The sequence below is a fragment of the Clostridium sp. D46t1_190503_E9 genome (assembly GCF_015555225.1).
Classification (GTDB): domain Bacteria; phylum Bacillota; class Clostridia; order Clostridiales; family Clostridiaceae; genus Clostridium.
The window spans coordinates 63,769-82,487 of sequence record NZ_JADNKB010000015.1; the positions used below are offsets into that span (position 1 = coordinate 63,769).

The window sequence follows — 18,719 nt, forward strand, 5'->3', positions numbered from 1 at the left end:
ATGGATATAAGCAAAATAAAGAATAGAATCTTTGAATACATTCGTGGGCATAATATAAAATTATCATTTTCTAAGATAAGTAAGTTTAGATTTGCAACAATTATAGATATGCTAATTAAGTCACTTTTGTTTATGGCTTTAATAGAAGTAAGTTCTGCAGATGTAATTAAAATCAATAATATAAGTTTTAAATTCATTTTTGTCTATTTAGCTTTTATCTTATTGTTTTATTCATGTGGATATTTATTTAAAGGGAATAAACAACTCATTTATTATATTTTCATTAATATATCATATAGCTTCTTATTAATTATGGACTTATGGTACTTTAGAGTAAATAGAGACTTTCTAGGATTAAAAAATATGTTTTATATAGGTACATTTAATCCTGTAGGAGAATCTCTATATCAATTTAGAGCTATAGATTTATTATTTATAGTAGATATTGTTTTTATAATTATTTATGCAATCATTAAAAAAACAATAGGTAATGATAGTAGAAGAGTAAGAAAATTTTTATTAACCAATAGTTATGCAATTATTACATTAGTAATATCATTTTTCTTAATAGATATTTTAAGCCTTGGAGGATGGGAAAATAGAATCCTTACAAAGAGATGGAGTACATTAATGTCTTCAAGAGCATCAGGTCCTATAGGATACCATCTTATAGAATCTTATAGAACTCTATCTAAAGTATTGAATCCATTATCAATAGACGAGAAGACAGAGATAGAAAATTGGATATCAGATAATAAGGAGGAGTTACAGCCAAATGAATATAAGGGAAGTGAAAAAGGAAAGAATGTAATTTTTATTCAAGTTGAGTCCTTAGAAAATTTTGTGATAAATAAGAGTGTAAATGGAAAAGAAATATCACCTTTTTTAAATAAGCTTTCAAGAGAAGGATTATATTTTTCTAATATATATGAACAAAATAATGCTGGAAACAGCATTGATTGTGACTTTATGGTTAATACATCAATTTATCCATTGGGAGACAAGATAACAGCATTAAATTATGGTGAAGATACATATAGTAATTCATTGCCTAGAATATTAGAAGGAGAAGGATATAATACAATATCATCTCATGCCGAGGAAATAGGAGAATTTAATTGGACTGAAATTCATAAGAATAGCTTTGGAGTTAAAAACCTATGGGATATCGGTGATTACATATATGAAGAAACTGTAGGATATGGATTATCTGATAGAAGTTTTTTAACTCAAGTATCAAATAAGTTGGAGAATGTAGATAGACCGTTTTTCTTCCAATCGCCAACCTTATCTAATCATGGACCGTTTAATATTGATAAAAAGTATAGACAGTTAGATTTACCTAAAGAGATAGATGAGAGTTACCTTGGGGGTTATTTTGAAAGTGTACTTTACACGGATAAACAAATAGAGAACTTCTTTAATGAATTAGATAAAAAGGGAATTTTAGATAATACGATGGTTGTAATATATGGGGATCATGCTGGTGTCCATAAATATTATAACGATGATATAAAAGATTTAGATTATGATGGAAATTGGTGGAAGGAGTATGATAATAGAATACCACTAATTATGTATTCAAAGGACATGAAGCCTAATGTTATAAAGGTAAGTGGTGGACAAGTCGATATTCCAACAACCGTTTTATATTTACTTGGAGTGGATGATAGTAAGTACATAAATTATTCTATGGGAAGAATTTTATTAAATACTAATAGAGATGCAACAATTATAAAGGGTAATGAGATTAAGGGTAATGTGAAAAGTAACGAAGAGAAGGAACACTTATTAAAATCTTATGAAATAGGGGAAAAAATTATCAAGAATAATTACTTTGGGAGATAGTAAGAACTTTATGGAGGGTTAGTAATGAATGAAATTTTATTTTTAGTAGTTCCTTGTTACAATGAAGAGGCTGTTTTACAGGAAACTGCAAAAAGGTTATCAGATAAGCTTAAGAGTATGATTAATAGTAATTTAGTATCTGGAGATAGTAAAATATTATTTGTAAATGATGGTTCAAAGGATAAAACATGGACTATAATTAATGATCTTTATAGGGAAGATACCATATTCAGTGGAGTAAATTTATCAAGAAATAAGGGGCATCAAAATGCCTTATTAGCTGGACTTATGACAGCTAAAGAATATGCAGATATAGTAATATCGTTAGATGCAGATTTACAAGATGATATAGAAGTAATAGATAAATTTGTAGAGGAATATTATAAGGGGAATGACGTAGTATATGGTGTAAGGTCTTCTAGAAATACAGATACTTTTTTCAAAAGAACAACAGCTCTTGGGTTTTATAAATTTATGAGTGGTCTTGGAGTTGAAGTAATTTATAATCATGCTGATTATAGATTAATGAGTAGGGTTGCTTTAGAGGTGTTAAGTGAATTTAAGGAAGTAAACTTATTTTTAAGGGGAATAGTTCCTTTAATAGGATATAAGTATGCGGTAGTAGAATATGAAAGACATGAAAGATTTGCAGGAGAATCAAAATATCCTTTTAAAAAGATGCTTGCATTTGCTTGGGATGGAATAACTTCATTTAGTATTAAACCAATAAGAATAATTACAGGCTTAGGATTTTCAATATCTGCACTAAGCTTTATAGCTTTAATATACTCTTTAATAGTTAAATTTTTCGGAAATACCCAAGATGGATGGACATCATTAACGATTTCAATTTGGATGATTGGTGGAATACAATTACTATCACTTGGCGTAATTGGCGAATATATAGGTAAAATATACAATGAAACTAAGCAAAGACCAAGATTTATTATAGCAAATAAGATTATAAATACTGAAGAAAGAGTTAGATAGTTTATGGAATATTTAATTAACAAATTTAAGAATATATTTTTTTCGAAAGAATTTATAATTTTTGTTATTATTGGAGTAATTAATACCTTTAATGGAGTTATCTTTTCTTATATATATTCAAATTTTTTCAATGAAAATATAGCGTTTATATGTGGATATATTTCAGGATTAATAATTTCATATATATTAAATAGTTACGTAACATTTAAAGAAAAATTAAACTTTAATAAATTTATTAAGTTTACTATATCATATATACCTAATTTCATAATTCAAAATATAATAGTTTTAATAGTATTTAATATTATGGGTATATATAAGTTAATTGCATATGGATTAGCAGCCATTATTGGTGTACCAATAACATTTATATTTATGAAATTTTTCGCATTTAATAATAAAAACTAGAAGAAAAGTTATTACATTCAGTATGAATAGGTAAAATAATATGGTGTTGCGACTTGGAGCGAAGTGACTGAAAAATGAAAGAAAATAATATATTATAACTATATAAAAAATTATAATACTACATTTGTATAATTCAAAAGAATGAGGAATTATTACATTTAGTTTCTAGGTTAAAAATGTAATATTGCGTTGACTTGAAGCGAAGCGATGGAATAAGCAATATTACATTTTTTAACCTTTTTAAAGGTTTTGAATCATTTTTCTTAGTATTTTAGTTGAATTTCTAACTGCTATAGGAATAAACTTTTCATAATCCATATGAGCTCCATTATTAGCATTATCAGAGATTGATCTAATAACAACACATGGAATATTATTTAAATAGCATACATGAGCAATACTCGCACCTTCCATTTCACAAGATATTGCATTAAACTCTTTTTCAAACCATTGGATTTTTTCAACACTTGATATAAATTGATCTCCAGATACTATTCTACCAGAAAAGGTGTTGATTTCTTTAATTTCTTCACATGCAGCTAAAGCAGCTTTAACTAATTTATCATCACATTTGAAAGAAAAAGTATCTAATCTTGGAATTTGACCATGAGGATCGCCAAATACAGTTGTATCCATATCGTGTTGAACTAAATCTGTTCCAACGACAACATCTCCAGGATAAATGTCTTTACCGATTCCACCTGCAACTCCAACATTTATTACAGAAGATACTCCATATTCAGATATTAATATTTGAGTACAAATAGCAGCATTTACTTTACCAATACCGCAAACAACTGCAATTATATTTTTATCGCCTAGAGTCCCTTTATAAAAAGTCATATTTGCTTTCTTAGTTTCTTTTTCAATAGACATATCCTTTAGAAGTAATTCTAATTCTTCTGCCATTGCACTTATAATTCCTAAAATCATAATTATCCTCCTTGAAATATATTTTGCAAACAAAATGGTCAATAATGGAAGAGTGAATAATGAAAAAGTGAAGGAGAAAATCCTTATAGGATTTTTGAATAAAAAGTGCTTTATGCCTACAGTTTAGTTTTACGTAGAAAAACATCCTAAACTTTTTACTTCTTCAATATTAACTTTTCACTATTAAATTGATTTGCAATTTATAACTTATATTATCATATAATAAAACTTGTTTAAATAAAACAAATAGTTTTATTATTAATAATTATGTTGAGCTATATTATTTTTATTATATGGAAAATAATATTATTGTATATAAATAAATAATAGTCTAAAATAAGATATAAATTAAAATTATTCTTTTGTGAAATTATACATAAGATATAAAAAGGAGAGAAGTGAATGTTACAACATCCATTATCTAGAACAGAATTACTTATAGGAAATGATGGACTAGAAAAATTAAAAAATGCAAAAGTAATGGTATTTGGAGTTGGTGGAGTAGGAAGCTTTGCTGTTGAAGCATTAACAAGAGCTGGAGTTGGAACCTTAATATTAGTAGATGATGACACTGTTTGTTTAACTAATTTAAATAGACAAATACATGCTACATATGGAACTATAAGCAAAGTAAAAGTTGAAGTTATGAAGGAAAGAATACTTACTATTAATAGAAAGTGTAATGTTATTACTCATCAAGTATTTGTTACTCCTGAAAATTTAGGTGAATTAATTCCTGATGATGTTGATTACGTAATAGATGCAATTGATACTGTATCAGCAAAAATAGCTTTAGCAAAGTATTGCTATGAAAAAAATATTAATATAATTGCATCAATGGGAACAGGAAATAAGCTTGACCCAACACAGTTTAAGGTTGCTGATATATATGATACGAAAGTCTGTCCTTTAGCTAAGGTTATGAGATACGAGCTAAGAAAACAAGGAGTAAGGAATCTTAAGGTTGTATATTCAGAAGAAAAGCCAAGAAGACCAAAAGATGAAGATGTAGTTACTTGTAAGACTGGTTGTGTTTGTACAGGTGGTACTAAAAAATGTGCAACTAAAAGACAAATACCAGGAAGTATATCGTTTGTTCCTCCAGTTGCAGGTATGATTCTTGGAGGAGAAGTTATAAAATTTATTATAGGTGAAATTTAATTAATAAATATTTAAAAATCAGGAGTAAGATTTGTTGTTTTTTATAATGAATCTTACTCCTTAATTTTTAAATAGTTTTATCTTTTGAGTTTTCTACTCTATAGCTTTTTGGAGAAATTCCAGTTACTTTTTTAAACATTTGGCTGAAGTAAGAGGAGTTCCCAAAGCCCACTATGGAAGCAATATCTCTAATTGAATAGCCAGTAGTAGCTAGTAGATTTTTTGCTTCTTGTATCCGTTTATTTATAACATAGTTTATAGGGGAAATCCCTATTTGCTTAGTGAATGTATGAACTAAGTGATACTTATTCATATAAGATAAATCGGATAAAAAGTCCAAAGTTATATTTTGCGCATAGTGTGAATCAATATAGTTTTTAATTTTTATACATTCTAAGTTTAGTTTATCTTGGGATTCTTCAATGAATTGTATCGAAGCTGTGCTGCGTATGATATGTGTTATGAATAGTGTTAGGATACTTTTACATACATGTTCATAATTAAATTCTTTGTTTTCTATTTCATTAATTAATTGGTTAAAGTGGCTAAGTATTAATTCTTTATCTTTAGAAAAGTTCATAATCCTATAAAGATTAATTTGTTGCTCATTATTAGTTAAGCTATAGGATTCGGGAAGGTTTAGTAATAGGTTGTCTATTCCGAGAACAATGTATTCTAAAGGGGAATCTGACAAAGATGATTTTTCTGTATGTAAACAGTTAGGATTAATTATAATTAGATCCCACTTATTAACATCAACAATGGAATCATCTAAATGAAAGGCTCCTTTTCCATCAGTTATAAAAAATATTTCTGTAAATGGATGAAAATGAGCTGTGCTATGCCAGTCGTTTTCAAATTTTGATTTACTTATATAAATTAGTTCATAATTTGGATCATAATTCTTTTTATTTATTAAATATCTTGTATTGCTCATAATACACCTCCAATCTATTTACTATTTTATCTATTTTTTATTATAACGCAATATACATAATTACATAATATTGGTGGATAGCAATATCACTAAAAAAGTAAGCAACAATATTATTGTGTAAAAGATTTCATGAAGATAGAATAAATGTATAGAAAGAGAAAAAATGAGGGGGGAATTATGAACAATGCATAAGAAAAGCACTGTAAATAAAGTGTTTATAGGATTTTCAGTAATCCCAGCACTAATACTTTTTATACTATTCATGATAGTTCCAACTATAAATGTATTCTGGATGTCATTATTTAAGTGGGGTGGATTATCAAATAACAAGAAATTTGTAGGATTGGACAACTTTACAATATTATTTAAGGATGTAAATTTTATTAAGGCATTTCAAAATACAGTATTTCTATTAGTAATAGTAACGGGTATAACTATGATTTTAGCAATAGCTTCAGCCGCAGTATTAACTAGAAAAGATACTAAATTCAAAAACTTCTTCAGAGTAATTTTTTATTTTCCTAATATATTATCAGTTGTAGTTATATCAGCTATATTTTCAGCAATTCTAGATCCTGATAAAGGGATAATAAATGCAAGTCTTAGTTCACTCGGGTTAGAAAATTTAAAAAGAATGTGGCTTGGTGATCAAAGGGTAGTTATATGGTGTATAGCATTTGCAATGATATGGCAGGCGGTAGGGTATTACATGGTAATGTATATGGCAAGTATGAGTAGTATTCCAGAAAGTCTTTATGAAGCAGCTGATTTAGAAGGAGCTTCAAGATGGAATCAATTTTTTCAAATAACATTACCTTTAATTTGGAATGTTATAAGAACTACTTTAACATTCTTCATAATTAGTACAATAAATTTAAGTTTCCTATTTGTAAAGGTTATGACTGCAGGAGGGCCAGATGGATCATCAGAAGTTTTTCTAAGTTATATGTACAAGCAAGCGTATTCTAATTCATCATATGGATATGGAATGGCTATAGGAGTAATAATATTTATTTTCTCTTTTGGATTATCTTTCGTAATAAGTAAAGCAACAAATAGAGAGGTAATAGAGTTTTAAGGAGGGATTAATATGGAAAAATCATATAAAAAGACGTCAACAGAAAAATTAATGAAAATTTTTACTTATTTATGTTTAACTATATTTGCTTTAAGCATATTAATTCCTTTAGGTTGGGCAATATTAGCATCATTTAAGCATAAATCAGAGTTTTATGGTAATCCATGGGCATTGCCAAAAGGATTTTATTTTGAAAATTTTCGTAAAGCGTTTGTAGAAGCCCATATGGGTGAATACTTTATAAATTCAGTAATAGTAACTGGATTAGCTCTAGTAATTTTATTAGTTGTATCAATACCAGCAGCATATGTTTTATCAAGATTTGAATTTAAAAGTAGAAAGGTATTAAATTTGCTATTTTCAGCAGGGTTATTTATAAATGTAAATTATATTGTTGTACCTATATTTTTATTAGTACTAGATGGAGAAAAACTAGTAAGGAATATTTTTGCAATACCAGCCAGTATGACTGTATTTTTAGATAGCAGAATAGTTGTTAGTATTATTTACGCATCAACAGCATTACCTTTCACTATACACTTACTTATGACATTTTTTAAATCATTACCTAGAGCATATGAAGAAGCTGCTTATGTTGATGGTTGTAGTAATTTAAAAACTTTAATTCACGTTATAATGCCTATGGCCAAGCCTAGCATAATAACAGTTATATTATTTAATTTCCTAGCATTTTGGAATGAATATATAATTGCATTAACTATGCTACCTAATAAGGCCAAAACATTGCCATTAGGATTAATAAACTTAATGCAAGTTCAAAAAACAGCAACTGATTACGGCGCTTTATATGCTGGATTAGTTATAGTTATGATTCCAACAATAATTTTATATATATTAGTTCAAAAGAAGCTTACAGAAGGTATGACAGTAGGCGGAATAAAAGAATAATAGAGGAGGATAAAGATGAATAAAGGAAGAGTTACAATCCCAACTGATGATAATTTTATAAAAGAGACAATGGAAATAGCGGAAAAGTGGGGGGCAGACGCAATCCGTGATTGTGATGGATTTAAGCTACCAAGAGAAATAAAGGGGCTAGCAGAAAAAATATATTCTACTTATTTTGTAACACGTGGTGATAATAAGTGGGCAGAGCAAAATATGGATGAATTACAACAAACGTATTTAATGACCAAACATCATTTAGCTAATAGTGAAACATTAACAATAAAGATAATGGAAGGTTATTTTGATCAGCAAGTAAAACCAGATTCTTATCATGATGTTAAAGAGTTTTGGGAAGTAATTGATAGGACAACGGGAGAGGTTGTTGATTTAAATAAATGGGAATATAACGAAGAAGCACAAGAGGTAATGATAAATGATACAAAAGCGTGGCATGAATATACAGTATCATTTTTAGCATATTGCATATGGGATCCTACTCAAATGTATAATCACATAACTAACAAATGGGGGGATAAGCCTCATGAAATACCATTTGATGCAAGAAATCCAAAGACAAATAAGTATATTTTTGAAGCAATGCATAAATGGTTAGATGAGCATCCAGAAACTGATGTAGTGAGATTTACAACATTTTTCTATCACTTTACATTGGTATTTAATGATAGGGCTAAGGAAAAGTATGTTGATTGGTTTGGATATAGTTCAAGTGTGAGTGCGGAGGCATTAAGAGAATTTGAAAAGGTAAAAGGATATAAGCTAAGACCAGAGGATATCATAGATCAAGGATATTATAATAGTTCATTTAGAGTTCCAACTAAAAAGTTTTTAGATTATATGGATTTTCAACAAGAATTTGTAGCTAATAATGTAAAAAAACTTGTTGATATTACTCATGAACACGGAAGAGAAGCAATGATGTTCCTTGGAGATAACTGGATAGGAACGGAGCCTTATGGAAAATACTTTGAAAATATAGGATTAGACGCAGTAGTTGGCTCAGTCGGTAGTGGAGCTACCCTTAGAATGATAGCAGATATTCCAGGTGTTAAATATACTGAAGGACGTTTTCTACCATATTTTTTCCCAGATACATTTTATGAAGGAAATGATCCTACTGTAGAAGCTAGAGAAAACTGGATAACAGCTAGACGGGCAATAATGAGAAAGCCAGTAGATAGAATAGGTTATGGTGGATATTTATCACTTGCATATAAGTTTCCTAAGTTTGTTGATTATATAGAAAGTGTATGTAATGAATTTAGAGAAATATATGAAACCATAAATGGAAATAAGCCGTATTGTGGATTAAAAGTTGCAGTTATTAACTGTTGGGGAAAATTACGTACATGGCAAACACATATGGTAGCACATGCTTTATGGTATAAACAAATATATTCATATTTAGGAGTTATAGAAGCCTTAAGTGGTATGAGTGTAGATGTGAGTTTTATAAGCTTTGATGATATAAAAAATAAGGGAATTCCAAAGGATATTGATGTAATTATAAATGCTGGAGATGCAGGCACTGCATTTAGCGGTGGAGAAAAATGGCTTGATGAAGAAGTAGTTACTAAAATTAGAGCGTGGATCTATAACGGTGGAGGATTTGTAGGAATTGGAGAACCTTCAGCTATATTAAATGGAGGACATTACTTCCAACTTGCAGATGCTTTAGGAGTAGATAAAGAATTAGGATTCTCATTAAGTACAGATAAATACTTTATTAAGGAATTAGATAAGCATTTCATAACAGAAGATATATTTGAAGAGTTGAATTTTGGAGAAAGTCAAAAGAATATATATGCATTAAAAGAATCAACTGAAGTAATAAAATACACCAATGGTGATTTATTAATGGCTGCTAATGGCTATGGAAAAGGTAGAACTGTATATATAGCAGGACTACCGTATTCAATTCAAAATACACGTGTTTTAACAAGAGCTTGTTATTATGCTGCAAATAAGGAAAAGGAAATGAAGATGTGGTATTCAGATAATCCTTATTGTGAGGTATCAGCTTATTTAGAATCAAATAGATACGCAGTTATAAATAATTCTAACGAAAAGCAAGTATCTAATATTTATGATGGTGAAGGTAATTTAATTGTTATGGAATTAAATCCTACAGAAATTAAATGGATAGATATAAAGTAAGATTAATTTAGTGCAAATTATATATGGATTAATTTTTACTAGAGCTTTTATCAAGTCCTTAGAGGAGGAAGCAAGATGATAAAAAATATAATTTTAACTGTAATATTTTTTCTATCGATGTTTTTAGTTATTAAAGGTAATTCTATTAATGGGTATTTAGGATTATTGTTTATGTTTATAGGTATGGCAGGTGTTATAGGAGAGCTATACATCTATAATAAAAAGTATCAATAAAACAATCTTGATAATATAAGCAATATATATAAAATAATAAGCAAAAATATTATATAAATAACGTTTACAAAGTAATAAAATTAAAGCATAAATTATTAATGGCATATATTAAGGGGAAAAGGGAGGAAATGTAATGAAAAAGAGGACATTAGCCTTATTATTAAGCTCACTTATGGTAATGACAAGCTTAACTGGATGTGGAGGAAATGGAGATAGCACAGGAGCGTCTGCTGATAAAACAAAAACATTAAAGATTGCTGCTTTCGAAGGGGGATATGGAAAAGTTTATTGGGAAAAACTTAAAGATAACTTTGAAAAATCACATGAAGGTGTAACTGTTGAGTTAACAGTTGCTTCTAATATAGAAGAAGTTATTCGTCCTCAAATTCAAGCAGGAAATGTTCCTGACTTTATATATTTAGCAACTGGAAGACCTGATGCACTAACTGAAACATTTATTAAAGAACAAGGAATAAATGATTTATCAAATGTGCTAAATATGAAAGTTCCAGGAGAAGATGTAACTGTAAAGGACAAGTTATTACCAGGCTTTACTGATAGTTATGCTACAAATCCATATGGAGATGGAAAAACTTATTTATTACCATTGTTCTATAGTCCAACAGGGTTATTCTATAATAAAACGTTATTCAAGGAAAAAGGATATGAGCTTCCAAAGACTTGGGATCAAATGTTTGCTTTAGGTGATAAGGCAAAGGCTGATGGAATATCATTATGGTCATATCCAACTGCTGGTTACTTAGATTGTATGATTCCACCAATGATTGCAGCAGCAGGTGGTGAAGAAGCATTTAAAGATGCAATGAATTATAAAGAAGGCTTCTGGACTTCTGAACCAGCAACTAAAGCATTAGAGGCAATAGGAAAGCTTAAGGATTACTTAGAGCCAACAGTTGTAGCAAATGCTAATAATCAAAGCTTTAAGAATAATCAACAATTAGTTCTAGATAACAAAGCGTTATTTATACCAAATGGAACTTGGTTACCAGGAGAAATGGCAGACGCTCCAAGAGCAGATGGTTTTGAATGGGGATTTATGGCTTATCCTGCATTTAAGGATGGTGGAGACCAATATTCTGTAAGTTTTATAGAACAAATGTATATTCCAAAAGATGCTGAAAATAAAGAATTAGCAGAAGAATTTATGGCTTACCTTTATAGTGATGAAGCAGTTAAGGTTATAGCAGAAAATGCTAAGGGCGTTGTTCCTGTTAATAATTATACAGAACTTTCTTCAGAATATTTAGAGCCATTACAAGTTGATTTATTGAAGATTTATGAAAATGGAGCTAAAGCTTTACTTGGAGTTTTTGCTGCAACTGAACCAGTAGAAGGATTAACATATTCTGATATATATGTTGGTACAGTTGATTCAGTAATGACTGGAGATAAGACAGTGAAGGACTGGCAAACAGCATTACAAGAGGCTACAGATAAGATGAGAGCAAATATAATAAAATAATGATAAAAGAATAATACGGTGAAAGATTTAAAAAAAGATATTTTTCTTAAATCAAAGCTTATATAAACTTAAAAAATAAAAAACTCAACTATGTCTGAGTTTTTTATTTTTTGATAAATTTTAATTATAATTTTATATGACAATATCCATTTGGATTTTTCTTTAAGTATTTTTGGTGATATTCTTCAGCTTTATAGTAATTAATTAATGGTTTTACTTCTGTAACAATTTTTTTATCGTATTTATTTTGTTCTTCTTCTTTACTTGTAAGAATTATATTTAAGTCATCTTCATTTAAATAATATATACCTGTTCTATATTGACTTCCAACGTCTGGGCCTTGTCTATTCAATACTGTAGGATCAATTATTGACCAATATTCATTTAATATATATTTTAATGATGTTTTATTTTCATCATATTCAACTAAACAAGCTTCAGCAAAATAAGTATTTTTATAGCATACATCTTCATAGGTTGGATTCTCAGTTCTTCCATTTGCATATCCTACTTCTGTTGATATTACACCATTTAATCTAGATAGAAATTCTTCTACTCCCCAGAAGCATCCACCAGCTAAAACTATTTTTTTCATTTTATCACTCCTTTATAAATCAATTGTATAAATTATTTAAATATATTATACATCTATAAAGAAAATAAACCATATTTATTTAAAAGATATATTGATGCTAATTTTATCTTCTGTTATTTGATCTAATAGTTTTTCTAAAGAAACTTTAGTATTAGATATAACCTTATTATATATTTCATCACTTTTCATGGTTTCTTCAAAGCCTTTATGAACTTCTTCTTGAATTAAATCGAACTCTTCAGAAGTTAATTTTATTTCTCCAAATCTGAGTAAGCCATTAGATGATTCTTCATATTCTGTTTTCTCTCTATTAATATTAATACTAAAAATTTCAGGTTTTGCTAAAGTTAAGCTTAGTTCTCTATTTTTATCATCAATGTCTATATCGTCAGTAGTAATTTGAGATAAATCGATAGAATATGAGCAGTTAGCAAAAAATCTTATTCTTTTATATTTTTTTAATATTTCAAGATCTCCCCAGCTTTTATCTATTGTTACCGTTTTTGAAAGCTCTACTTCTAGAGGAATTATCTTATTTACATTTTTAATTTCATTAACTAAACTTTCTTCTGAAATTACTTTTATATTATCAATAGTTGAATGTTTTAAATTATTAGCTTCAGCTCTATATCCTAAAAAGAATTTCCAGGCTAGTAAGGTTAATGATAATATTAGAAAAAATTTAAGAACTTTTTTGAAATTATTATTTTTATTTCTTTTAAAAAGCTTTAAAACAAGCATATAAACTCCTAAGATTATTAATAGTAATTAATTATATGATAGTTTCATTATAATAATGAACATTAAATTAACTTAGAATATTGATTAATTAGTCGAATATAATATATTGTGCATAAGGTACGTTTATCGTTATAATATAATTATTGGTAGATATATATGCAACTTAGGAGATTTTGTTATGAGCGAAAACAGAGGAATAAGTATAGATTTAGTAAAAGGGACATTTAGTGATTATATTATAAAAGATAAAAATAATATATTTATAGGCAGATTTACTATAGTAGAACTAGATAAAGATAATAAGAAATGTACCGTTAAACTAAAGTTTTACAAAGAAAATAAATACGATTTATTAAAAGAAACCGTACAGAGCATATTAAGAGCGATATTTAAAGATACAAATATATATAAGGCTAATGTTTTAGTAGATGAAAACATTGCTTATAAGGTATTTTTAGATTTAGGATTTACATTAGAAGGAATATTTACTGAGAATCTTTTTTCTAATGGAGTATTTTTAGATGAATTAAGCTTTGGAATTAATAGAAATGAGTACAACAATACTCAAAGAAGTTTCTTAATTAACTTAGTTGGTGAGAATGTAACTGTAAAAAATTTAACTCCTGATTGTGCAGAAGACTTATTAGACTATAACATAAGAAATAAAGATCATTTAAGTAATTTTGAGCCAAGCAGAGATAATAATTTCTATACTTATGAGGCTCAAAGAGATATTTTATTAGAAAGTTATAAACATTTAATGAGTGGTACTGGAGTAGACTTTGGAATATATAAAGATGAAAAGTTAATTGGTAAGATTAAGATATCTAATATAGTTTATGGAGTTTTTAAAAATGGAATAGTAGGGTACTCTATGGATAAGGACTTTCAAGGTAGAGGGTATATGAAAGAAGCCTTAAGATTAGTTATAGATTATGCAAGAGATGAGCTAGAGTTGCATAGGTTAGAAGCATCTGTATTAACAGATAATGAAAAATCAAAGTCTGTACTTAATGGGTGTGGATTTGAAGAAATTGGATTAAATGAAAAGTATTTATTTATAAATGGCTCATGGAAGGATCACATAACATTTTTTAAGATATTAGAAAAATAATATTAATTATTATATAGGATAAGAGGAAGGTGTTTATGAAAGAGATTATATTAAATAGGAATACAACTGTAGTAAAATCTTTTAATAATAACATACTACTTGTAAGAGAAAAAGGCAAAGAAAAAATCCTTTTTCAAAAAGGAATAGGATTTGGCAAAAAAACTGGAGACATTATAAAAAAGGGTACTTCTGTTGAAAAGGTATTTATAATTGAGGATAAGGAAAATCAAAGAAATTTTAAAGAAATTTTAAATAGAGTAGATACAAAATTAATTGCATTAGTTGAAGAAGTAATTGCTGAAATAACTGATGAATTAGGAGAGGATCTTAATGAGAATATTCATATAGGGTTAGTAGATCATTTATTTTATGCAATAAAAAGACTAGGAGATAATGAAGAGATACAAAATCCTTTCTTAGTAGAAATTGAAACCTTATATAATAAAGAGTTTGAAATGGCTAATAGATTGGCAAACAGAATAAGTGAGGAGTTAAAATTAGATATTCCTGAAGGCGAAAAAGGATTTGTTGCTTTACATATTCATTCAGCAAGGAATAATGGAAAGCTATCTAATACTATAAAATATAGTTTTTTAAGTAATTCAGTAGTTGAGCATGTTGAAGATAGATTAAACATAGAAATAGATAGAAAGTCTTTAGATTATGCAAGGTTCTTAACTCATATAAGATTTGCGATAGAAAGAATAATTACTAATACACCTATAAAAAATGATTTGATTGATATTATAAAAGAAAAGTATGGAGTTTCATATCAAATTGCAGAAGAGACAAAAAAGATAATCTGTAGAATTTTAGAAATCAAATATTTATCAGAAGATGAAGTTGCATATTTAGCAATGCATATAGAAAGATTTAGAGTTTCAATTGTAAAATAAAAATCAGCCATTATAAAGTATGGCTGATTTTTATTTTATAAAAAGTTATTATACTTCGAAGTTAACAACTACAGTTTTACCTGCAACAGCATCTCCATTTTCAACTGGGGTAATTGACTTAGTTGCATCAACGTTAGTTATTAGAACTGGTGTAGCAAGAGATAATCCTTTGCTTAAGATTAATTCTCTGTCTATCTTAATTAATGGTGTACCAGCTTTAACTTTTGTACCTTGTTCTACTAATTGTTCAAAACCTTCTCCATCAAGAGAAACTGTTTCTAATCCTATGTGAACTAGTAACTCTAATCCATTTTCTAAAGTCATAGCAAATGCATGCTTAGTTTTAAAGATAAGAGTAACTTCTCCATCAGCAGGAGCAACAATAGTATCTCCATCAGCTACTATAGCCATTCCGTCTCCAGCTAGTTTTTCAGCGAAAACTGGGTCTGGAACTTCTGATAAAGGAATAATCTTACCAGAAACAGGAGCAACAAGTGCGTTAGGATTAACTACAGCCTTTTCATTGTTTGAATCTGATTTAAATAAATTCTTGATAAAATTAAACATAGTATTTCCTGAATAATCAGGAACCCACATCCTTTCTACTGCATATTTTGATGAGTATATAAATTAATATTTATAGTATTCTTAAATATATCATAATAAATACATAAATATTATATACAAAATTTTTAAAACAAAAGGCATAAGTCCTCCAAATATTAATGGACTCATGCCTGATTAAACAGTAACACGTCTAGTATGATTATATATATAGTTGCTAATAGTTGTCAATAAACTAAATTAAAAAAAATAACTGAAATCGTTAGCAAATATGAGCATATTTAATATAATTAATGAAATCTTAAGAAAATGATAGAAAAACGTCAAAAAAATGATGAAAAAAACTATTGAAAACAATAACAACAGATGGTACAATTACATTGTAAATAAAATATGTGTACGAATTTAGGCGTGTTATCAATTAGTTGAGCATGAGCCGAAGAGGATTTATATATCTATAATATCCTTTTCGGCTTTTTTTATTTCTTACCAGGAATTATATTATACAGCCGCTTAAATTTGTATATAAAAAATTTAAGGAGGATTTATTATTATGATGAAGTATCTTCAAAGACTAGGAAAATCTTTAATGCTTCCAGTAGCGGCATTACCTGTTGCAAGTATATTAATGGGTATTGGTTACTGGATTGACCCAACAGGTTGGGGTGCTAACAGTGTTATTGCAGCTTTCTTATTAAAAGCTGGTGGTGCACTAATTGATAATATGGCTATACTTTTTGCAATTGGTGTAGCAGTTGGAATGTCAGATGATAATGATGGTACAGCAGGACTTGCTGGTTTAGTTTCATGGCTTATGATTACAACTTTATTAAGCCCAGCAGTTGTTGGAATGTTCAAGGGAATAGATGTTGCAGAAGTACCAGCAGCATTCTCAAAAATTCAAACTCAATTCGTTGGTATTGTTGCAGGTTTAATTGGTGCAACATGTTACAATAAATTTAAAAATACTAAATTACCTGATGCTTTAGGTTTCTTCAGTGGTAAGAGATCAGTTGCAATTATGACAGCTTTAGCATCATTAGTTGCGGCACTTATATTATTCTTTGTATGGCCAGTAGTTTATAATGCACTAGTATCATTTGGTAAAGCTATTGTTTCTACAGGAGCAGTTGGATCAGGTATATATGCATTCTTCAATAGATTGTTAATACCAACAGGACTTCACCATGCACTTAACTCAGTATTCTGGTTTGACGTTGCAGGAATTAACGATATCGGAAACTTCTGGGCAGGAACAGGTACTCAAGGTGTAACTGGAATGTACATGACTGGATTCTTCCCAGTAATGATGTTTGGTTTACCAGCAGGAGCTTTAGCTATGTATCATACTGCTAAAGATAATAAGAAGAAAGCTGTATATGGATTATTATTAGCAGCTGCATTATCTTCATTCTTTACAGGAGTTACAGAACCATTAGAATTCGCATTCATGTTCTTAGCACCAGCTTTATATGTTGTACATGCTGGTTTAACAGGTATTTCAGCTATAGTTTGTACATTATTACCAGTAAGAGCTGGATTTAACTTCAGTGCTGGATTTGTTGACTGGATCTTAAGCTTTAAAGCACCAATGGCTGAAAATCCACTTCTTTTAATACCAATTGGTTTAGTATTTGCAATTATCTACTACGTAGTATTTAGATTTGTAATCACTAAATTCAACTTAAAGACTCCAGGTAGAGAAGATGATGATGATGAATTAAGTGAAAATGTAGCAGTTAGTGGAGATATGAATGAATTAGCTAAAGCATATATTGAAGCTTTAGGTGGAAGACAAAATATAGTATCAGTAGACAACTGTGTTACTAGATTAAGACTTGGTGTTAAAGATAATGCTATAATTAAGGATAAAAACTTAACAGCTTTAGGAGCTAGAGGTGTTATAAGACCAGGAAAAGGAAACATCCAAGTAATAGTTGGAACAAATGTACAATTTGTTGCCGATGCAATAAAAGCTGAATTAAAAAGATAATAAAAATAAATAAATGAAAGTAGAAGGTATATGAAAGTGTACCTTCTATTTTTCTTTAAATAATAAATACATTCCTTCAATGATATAGGAACTAAGCTTAGCTATTCTATTTAAAAGGTAAACTAACTCTCTAATATATTTCTAGTTTTAATTATTTATAGTAGTAATTTAATCATATACATATATATTAACTATAAAATTAAAATGCTAGAAAAGGTTATATAGGTAATTATAGAATAAAAAAACAGAATATATAATGATATATATAGTATTAACATATGAAATATATAATTAACTTATCCTGGTGTGTCAATAATTGAAATACGAAGAAAATATGAGATAAACAAATAAAAAATAAATATAATTTAAATATATAAGGTAATTTCATTGGTGCTGGGGGAGGCTAACATGATATTATGTAACTCGTCCCTTGTGAACGAATTGATTTCAACAAAACAACTTGAAAGAAAGTTAAAAAATGTTGTTGACAATAAAGTAAATAAGTGATAAGATAAGAAAGTCGCTTGAGGGCGATGAAGAAAATGGTCTTTGAAAATTGAACAGAAAATAAGTTAAGTAAAATAAACCAGCAATTCTTTTAGACGTCTTAAAATTAAGACTCAAAGTAATTTGAGCGAAGAGATTAAACTTTTTATTGAG

At 28.4% G+C, this 18,719-nt stretch carries 17 protein-coding genes; 12 read left to right on the top strand and 5 right to left on the bottom strand.

The window, feature by feature from the left end:
* The 3 genes from I2E83_RS15720 to I2E83_RS15730 are packed head-to-tail and all read left to right on the top strand — an operon-like array spanning nucleotide 1 to nucleotide 3,246.
* Nucleotides 1-1,848, top strand: coding sequence for an LTA synthase family protein (locus I2E83_RS15720; RefSeq protein ID WP_195266724.1), 1,848 nt, complete (start codon nucleotides 1-3; stop codon nucleotides 1,846-1,848).
* Nucleotides 1,849-1,872: 24 nt separating this feature from the next.
* On the top strand, nucleotides 1,873-2,838 hold the full coding sequence (locus tag I2E83_RS15725; protein WP_195266725.1) for a glycosyltransferase family 2 protein: 966 nt from the start codon (nucleotides 1,873-1,875) through the stop codon (nucleotides 2,836-2,838).
* A 3-nt stretch (nucleotides 2,839-2,841) separates the two neighbouring features.
* Nucleotides 2,842-3,246, top strand: a complete 405-nt coding sequence (locus tag I2E83_RS15730) for a GtrA family protein (RefSeq protein ID WP_195266726.1) — start codon at nucleotides 2,842-2,844, stop codon at nucleotides 3,244-3,246.
* 240 nt (nucleotides 3,247-3,486) lie between these two features.
* Here I2E83_RS15730 and I2E83_RS15735 read toward each other — a convergent pair whose 3' ends face one another.
* A complete protein-coding gene (locus I2E83_RS15735) occupies nucleotides 3,487-4,179 on the bottom strand; it encodes a 5'-methylthioadenosine/adenosylhomocysteine nucleosidase (RefSeq protein ID WP_195266727.1) in 693 nt (230 codons plus the stop codon).
* Nucleotides 4,180-4,581: 402 nt separating this feature from the next.
* On the opposite strand from I2E83_RS15735, the gene I2E83_RS15740 reads away from it, so the two are divergent.
* Nucleotides 4,582-5,340 (top strand): tRNA threonylcarbamoyladenosine dehydratase, encoded by a 759-nt coding sequence (locus tag I2E83_RS15740; RefSeq protein ID WP_195266728.1) that lies wholly within the window; start codon nucleotides 4,582-4,584, stop codon nucleotides 5,338-5,340.
* Between the two features lie 67 nt (nucleotides 5,341-5,407).
* Here the strand turns inward: I2E83_RS15740 and I2E83_RS15745 are convergent, their stop codons facing one another.
* Nucleotides 5,408-6,277: an AraC family transcriptional regulator gene (locus I2E83_RS15745; RefSeq protein WP_195266729.1), complete on the bottom strand. Its 870-nt coding sequence runs from the start codon at nucleotides 6,275-6,277 to the stop codon at nucleotides 5,408-5,410.
* A gap of 184 nt (nucleotides 6,278-6,461) precedes the next feature.
* On the opposite strand from I2E83_RS15745, the gene I2E83_RS15750 reads away from it, so the two are divergent.
* The 5 genes from I2E83_RS15750 (at nucleotide 6,462) to I2E83_RS15770 (ending at nucleotide 12,156) form a co-directional block, all read left to right on the top strand.
* Nucleotides 6,462-7,355 (top strand): sugar ABC transporter permease, encoded by an 894-nt coding sequence (locus I2E83_RS15750; RefSeq protein WP_195266730.1) that lies wholly within the window; start codon nucleotides 6,462-6,464, stop codon nucleotides 7,353-7,355.
* 12 nt (nucleotides 7,356-7,367) lie between these two features.
* On the top strand, nucleotides 7,368-8,264 hold the full coding sequence (locus I2E83_RS15755) for a carbohydrate ABC transporter permease (protein ID WP_195266731.1): 897 nt from the start codon (nucleotides 7,368-7,370) through the stop codon (nucleotides 8,262-8,264).
* A 15-nt stretch (nucleotides 8,265-8,279) separates the two neighbouring features.
* Nucleotides 8,280-10,439 carry a 1,3-beta-galactosyl-N-acetylhexosamine phosphorylase gene (gene gnpA, locus I2E83_RS15760; RefSeq protein ID WP_195266732.1) on the top strand — a complete coding sequence of 720 codons (2,160 nt, stop codon included), beginning with the start codon at nucleotides 8,280-8,282 and terminating at the stop codon, nucleotides 10,437-10,439.
* A gap of 75 nt (nucleotides 10,440-10,514) precedes the next feature.
* Entirely contained in the window at nucleotides 10,515-10,673 is a 159-nt protein-coding gene (locus tag I2E83_RS15765) for a hypothetical protein (RefSeq protein WP_195266733.1), read from the top strand.
* 133 nt (nucleotides 10,674-10,806) lie between these two features.
* A complete protein-coding gene (locus I2E83_RS15770; RefSeq protein WP_195266734.1) occupies nucleotides 10,807-12,156 on the top strand; it encodes a carbohydrate ABC transporter substrate-binding protein in 1,350 nt (449 codons plus the stop codon).
* Nucleotides 12,157-12,280: 124 nt separating this feature from the next.
* Here the strand turns inward: I2E83_RS15770 and msrA are convergent, their stop codons facing one another.
* Together msrA and I2E83_RS15780 are read right to left on the bottom strand one after the other, a co-directional pair.
* Complete coding sequence (msrA, locus tag I2E83_RS15775; RefSeq protein WP_195266735.1) at nucleotides 12,281-12,751, bottom strand: peptide-methionine (S)-S-oxide reductase MsrA; 471 nt, start codon at nucleotides 12,749-12,751, stop codon at nucleotides 12,281-12,283.
* Between the two features lie 75 nt (nucleotides 12,752-12,826).
* Entirely contained in the window at nucleotides 12,827-13,492 is a 666-nt protein-coding gene (locus I2E83_RS15780; protein WP_195266736.1) for a DUF4230 domain-containing protein, read from the bottom strand.
* 178 nt (nucleotides 13,493-13,670) lie between these two features.
* On the opposite strand from I2E83_RS15780, the gene I2E83_RS15785 reads away from it, so the two are divergent.
* Together I2E83_RS15785 and I2E83_RS15790 are read left to right on the top strand one after the other, a co-directional pair.
* The gene (locus I2E83_RS15785; protein ID WP_195266737.1) at nucleotides 13,671-14,606 is read left to right on the top strand and encodes a GNAT family protein; all 936 of its coding nucleotides are present in this window, start codon (nucleotides 13,671-13,673) and stop codon (nucleotides 14,604-14,606) included.
* Between the two features lie 35 nt (nucleotides 14,607-14,641).
* Complete coding sequence (locus I2E83_RS15790; protein ID WP_195266738.1) at nucleotides 14,642-15,502, top strand: PRD domain-containing protein; 861 nt, start codon at nucleotides 14,642-14,644, stop codon at nucleotides 15,500-15,502.
* A 48-nt stretch (nucleotides 15,503-15,550) separates the two neighbouring features.
* Here the strand turns inward: I2E83_RS15790 and I2E83_RS15795 are convergent, their stop codons facing one another.
* Nucleotides 15,551-16,069, bottom strand: a complete 519-nt coding sequence (locus tag I2E83_RS15795; RefSeq protein ID WP_195266739.1) for a PTS glucose transporter subunit IIA — start codon at nucleotides 16,067-16,069, stop codon at nucleotides 15,551-15,553.
* A 550-nt stretch (nucleotides 16,070-16,619) separates the two neighbouring features.
* Here I2E83_RS15795 and nagE point away from each other — a divergent pair.
* A complete protein-coding gene (gene nagE, locus I2E83_RS15800; RefSeq protein ID WP_195266740.1) occupies nucleotides 16,620-18,059 on the top strand; it encodes an N-acetylglucosamine-specific PTS transporter subunit IIBC in 1,440 nt (479 codons plus the stop codon).
* Nucleotides 18,060-18,719 lie beyond the last annotated feature (660 nt).

Excerpts from the sequence above, each read along its gene's own strand:
- I2E83_RS15765 (WP_195266733.1), top strand. The coding sequence starts at position 10,515 with ATGATAAAAAATATAATTTTAACTGTAATATTTTTTCTATCGATGTTT.
- I2E83_RS15755 (WP_195266731.1), top strand. The coding sequence starts at position 7,368 with ATGGAAAAATCATATAAAAAGACGTCAACAGAAAAATTAATGAAAATT.
- I2E83_RS15750 (WP_195266730.1), top strand. The coding sequence starts at position 6,462 with ATGCATAAGAAAAGCACTGTAAATAAAGTGTTTATAGGATTTTCAGTA.
- I2E83_RS15735 (WP_195266727.1), bottom strand. The coding sequence starts at position 4,179 with ATGATTTTAGGAATTATAAGTGCAATGGCAGAAGAATTAGAATTACTT.
- I2E83_RS15785 (WP_195266737.1), top strand. The coding sequence starts at position 13,671 with ATGAGCGAAAACAGAGGAATAAGTATAGATTTAGTAAAAGGGACATTT.
- I2E83_RS15720 (WP_195266724.1), top strand. The coding sequence starts at position 1 with ATGGATATAAGCAAAATAAAGAATAGAATCTTTGAATACATTCGTGGG.
- msrA (WP_195266735.1), bottom strand. The coding sequence starts at position 12,751 with ATGAAAAAAATAGTTTTAGCTGGTGGATGCTTCTGGGGAGTAGAAGAA.
- I2E83_RS15795 (WP_195266739.1), bottom strand. The coding sequence starts at position 16,069 with ATGTTTAATTTTATCAAGAATTTATTTAAATCAGATTCAAACAATGAA.
- gnpA (WP_195266732.1), top strand. The coding sequence starts at position 8,280 with ATGAATAAAGGAAGAGTTACAATCCCAACTGATGATAATTTTATAAAA.
- I2E83_RS15780 (WP_195266736.1), bottom strand. The coding sequence starts at position 13,492 with ATGCTTGTTTTAAAGCTTTTTAAAAGAAATAAAAATAATAATTTCAAA.
- I2E83_RS15745 (WP_195266729.1), bottom strand. The coding sequence starts at position 6,277 with ATGAGCAATACAAGATATTTAATAAATAAAAAGAATTATGATCCAAAT.
- I2E83_RS15790 (WP_195266738.1), top strand. The coding sequence starts at position 14,642 with ATGAAAGAGATTATATTAAATAGGAATACAACTGTAGTAAAATCTTTT.
- I2E83_RS15770 (WP_195266734.1), top strand. The coding sequence starts at position 10,807 with ATGAAAAAGAGGACATTAGCCTTATTATTAAGCTCACTTATGGTAATG.
- I2E83_RS15740 (WP_195266728.1), top strand. The coding sequence starts at position 4,582 with ATGTTACAACATCCATTATCTAGAACAGAATTACTTATAGGAAATGAT.
- nagE (WP_195266740.1), top strand. The coding sequence starts at position 16,620 with ATGATGAAGTATCTTCAAAGACTAGGAAAATCTTTAATGCTTCCAGTA.
- I2E83_RS15730 (WP_195266726.1), top strand. The coding sequence starts at position 2,842 with ATGGAATATTTAATTAACAAATTTAAGAATATATTTTTTTCGAAAGAA.
- I2E83_RS15725 (WP_195266725.1), top strand. The coding sequence starts at position 1,873 with ATGAATGAAATTTTATTTTTAGTAGTTCCTTGTTACAATGAAGAGGCT.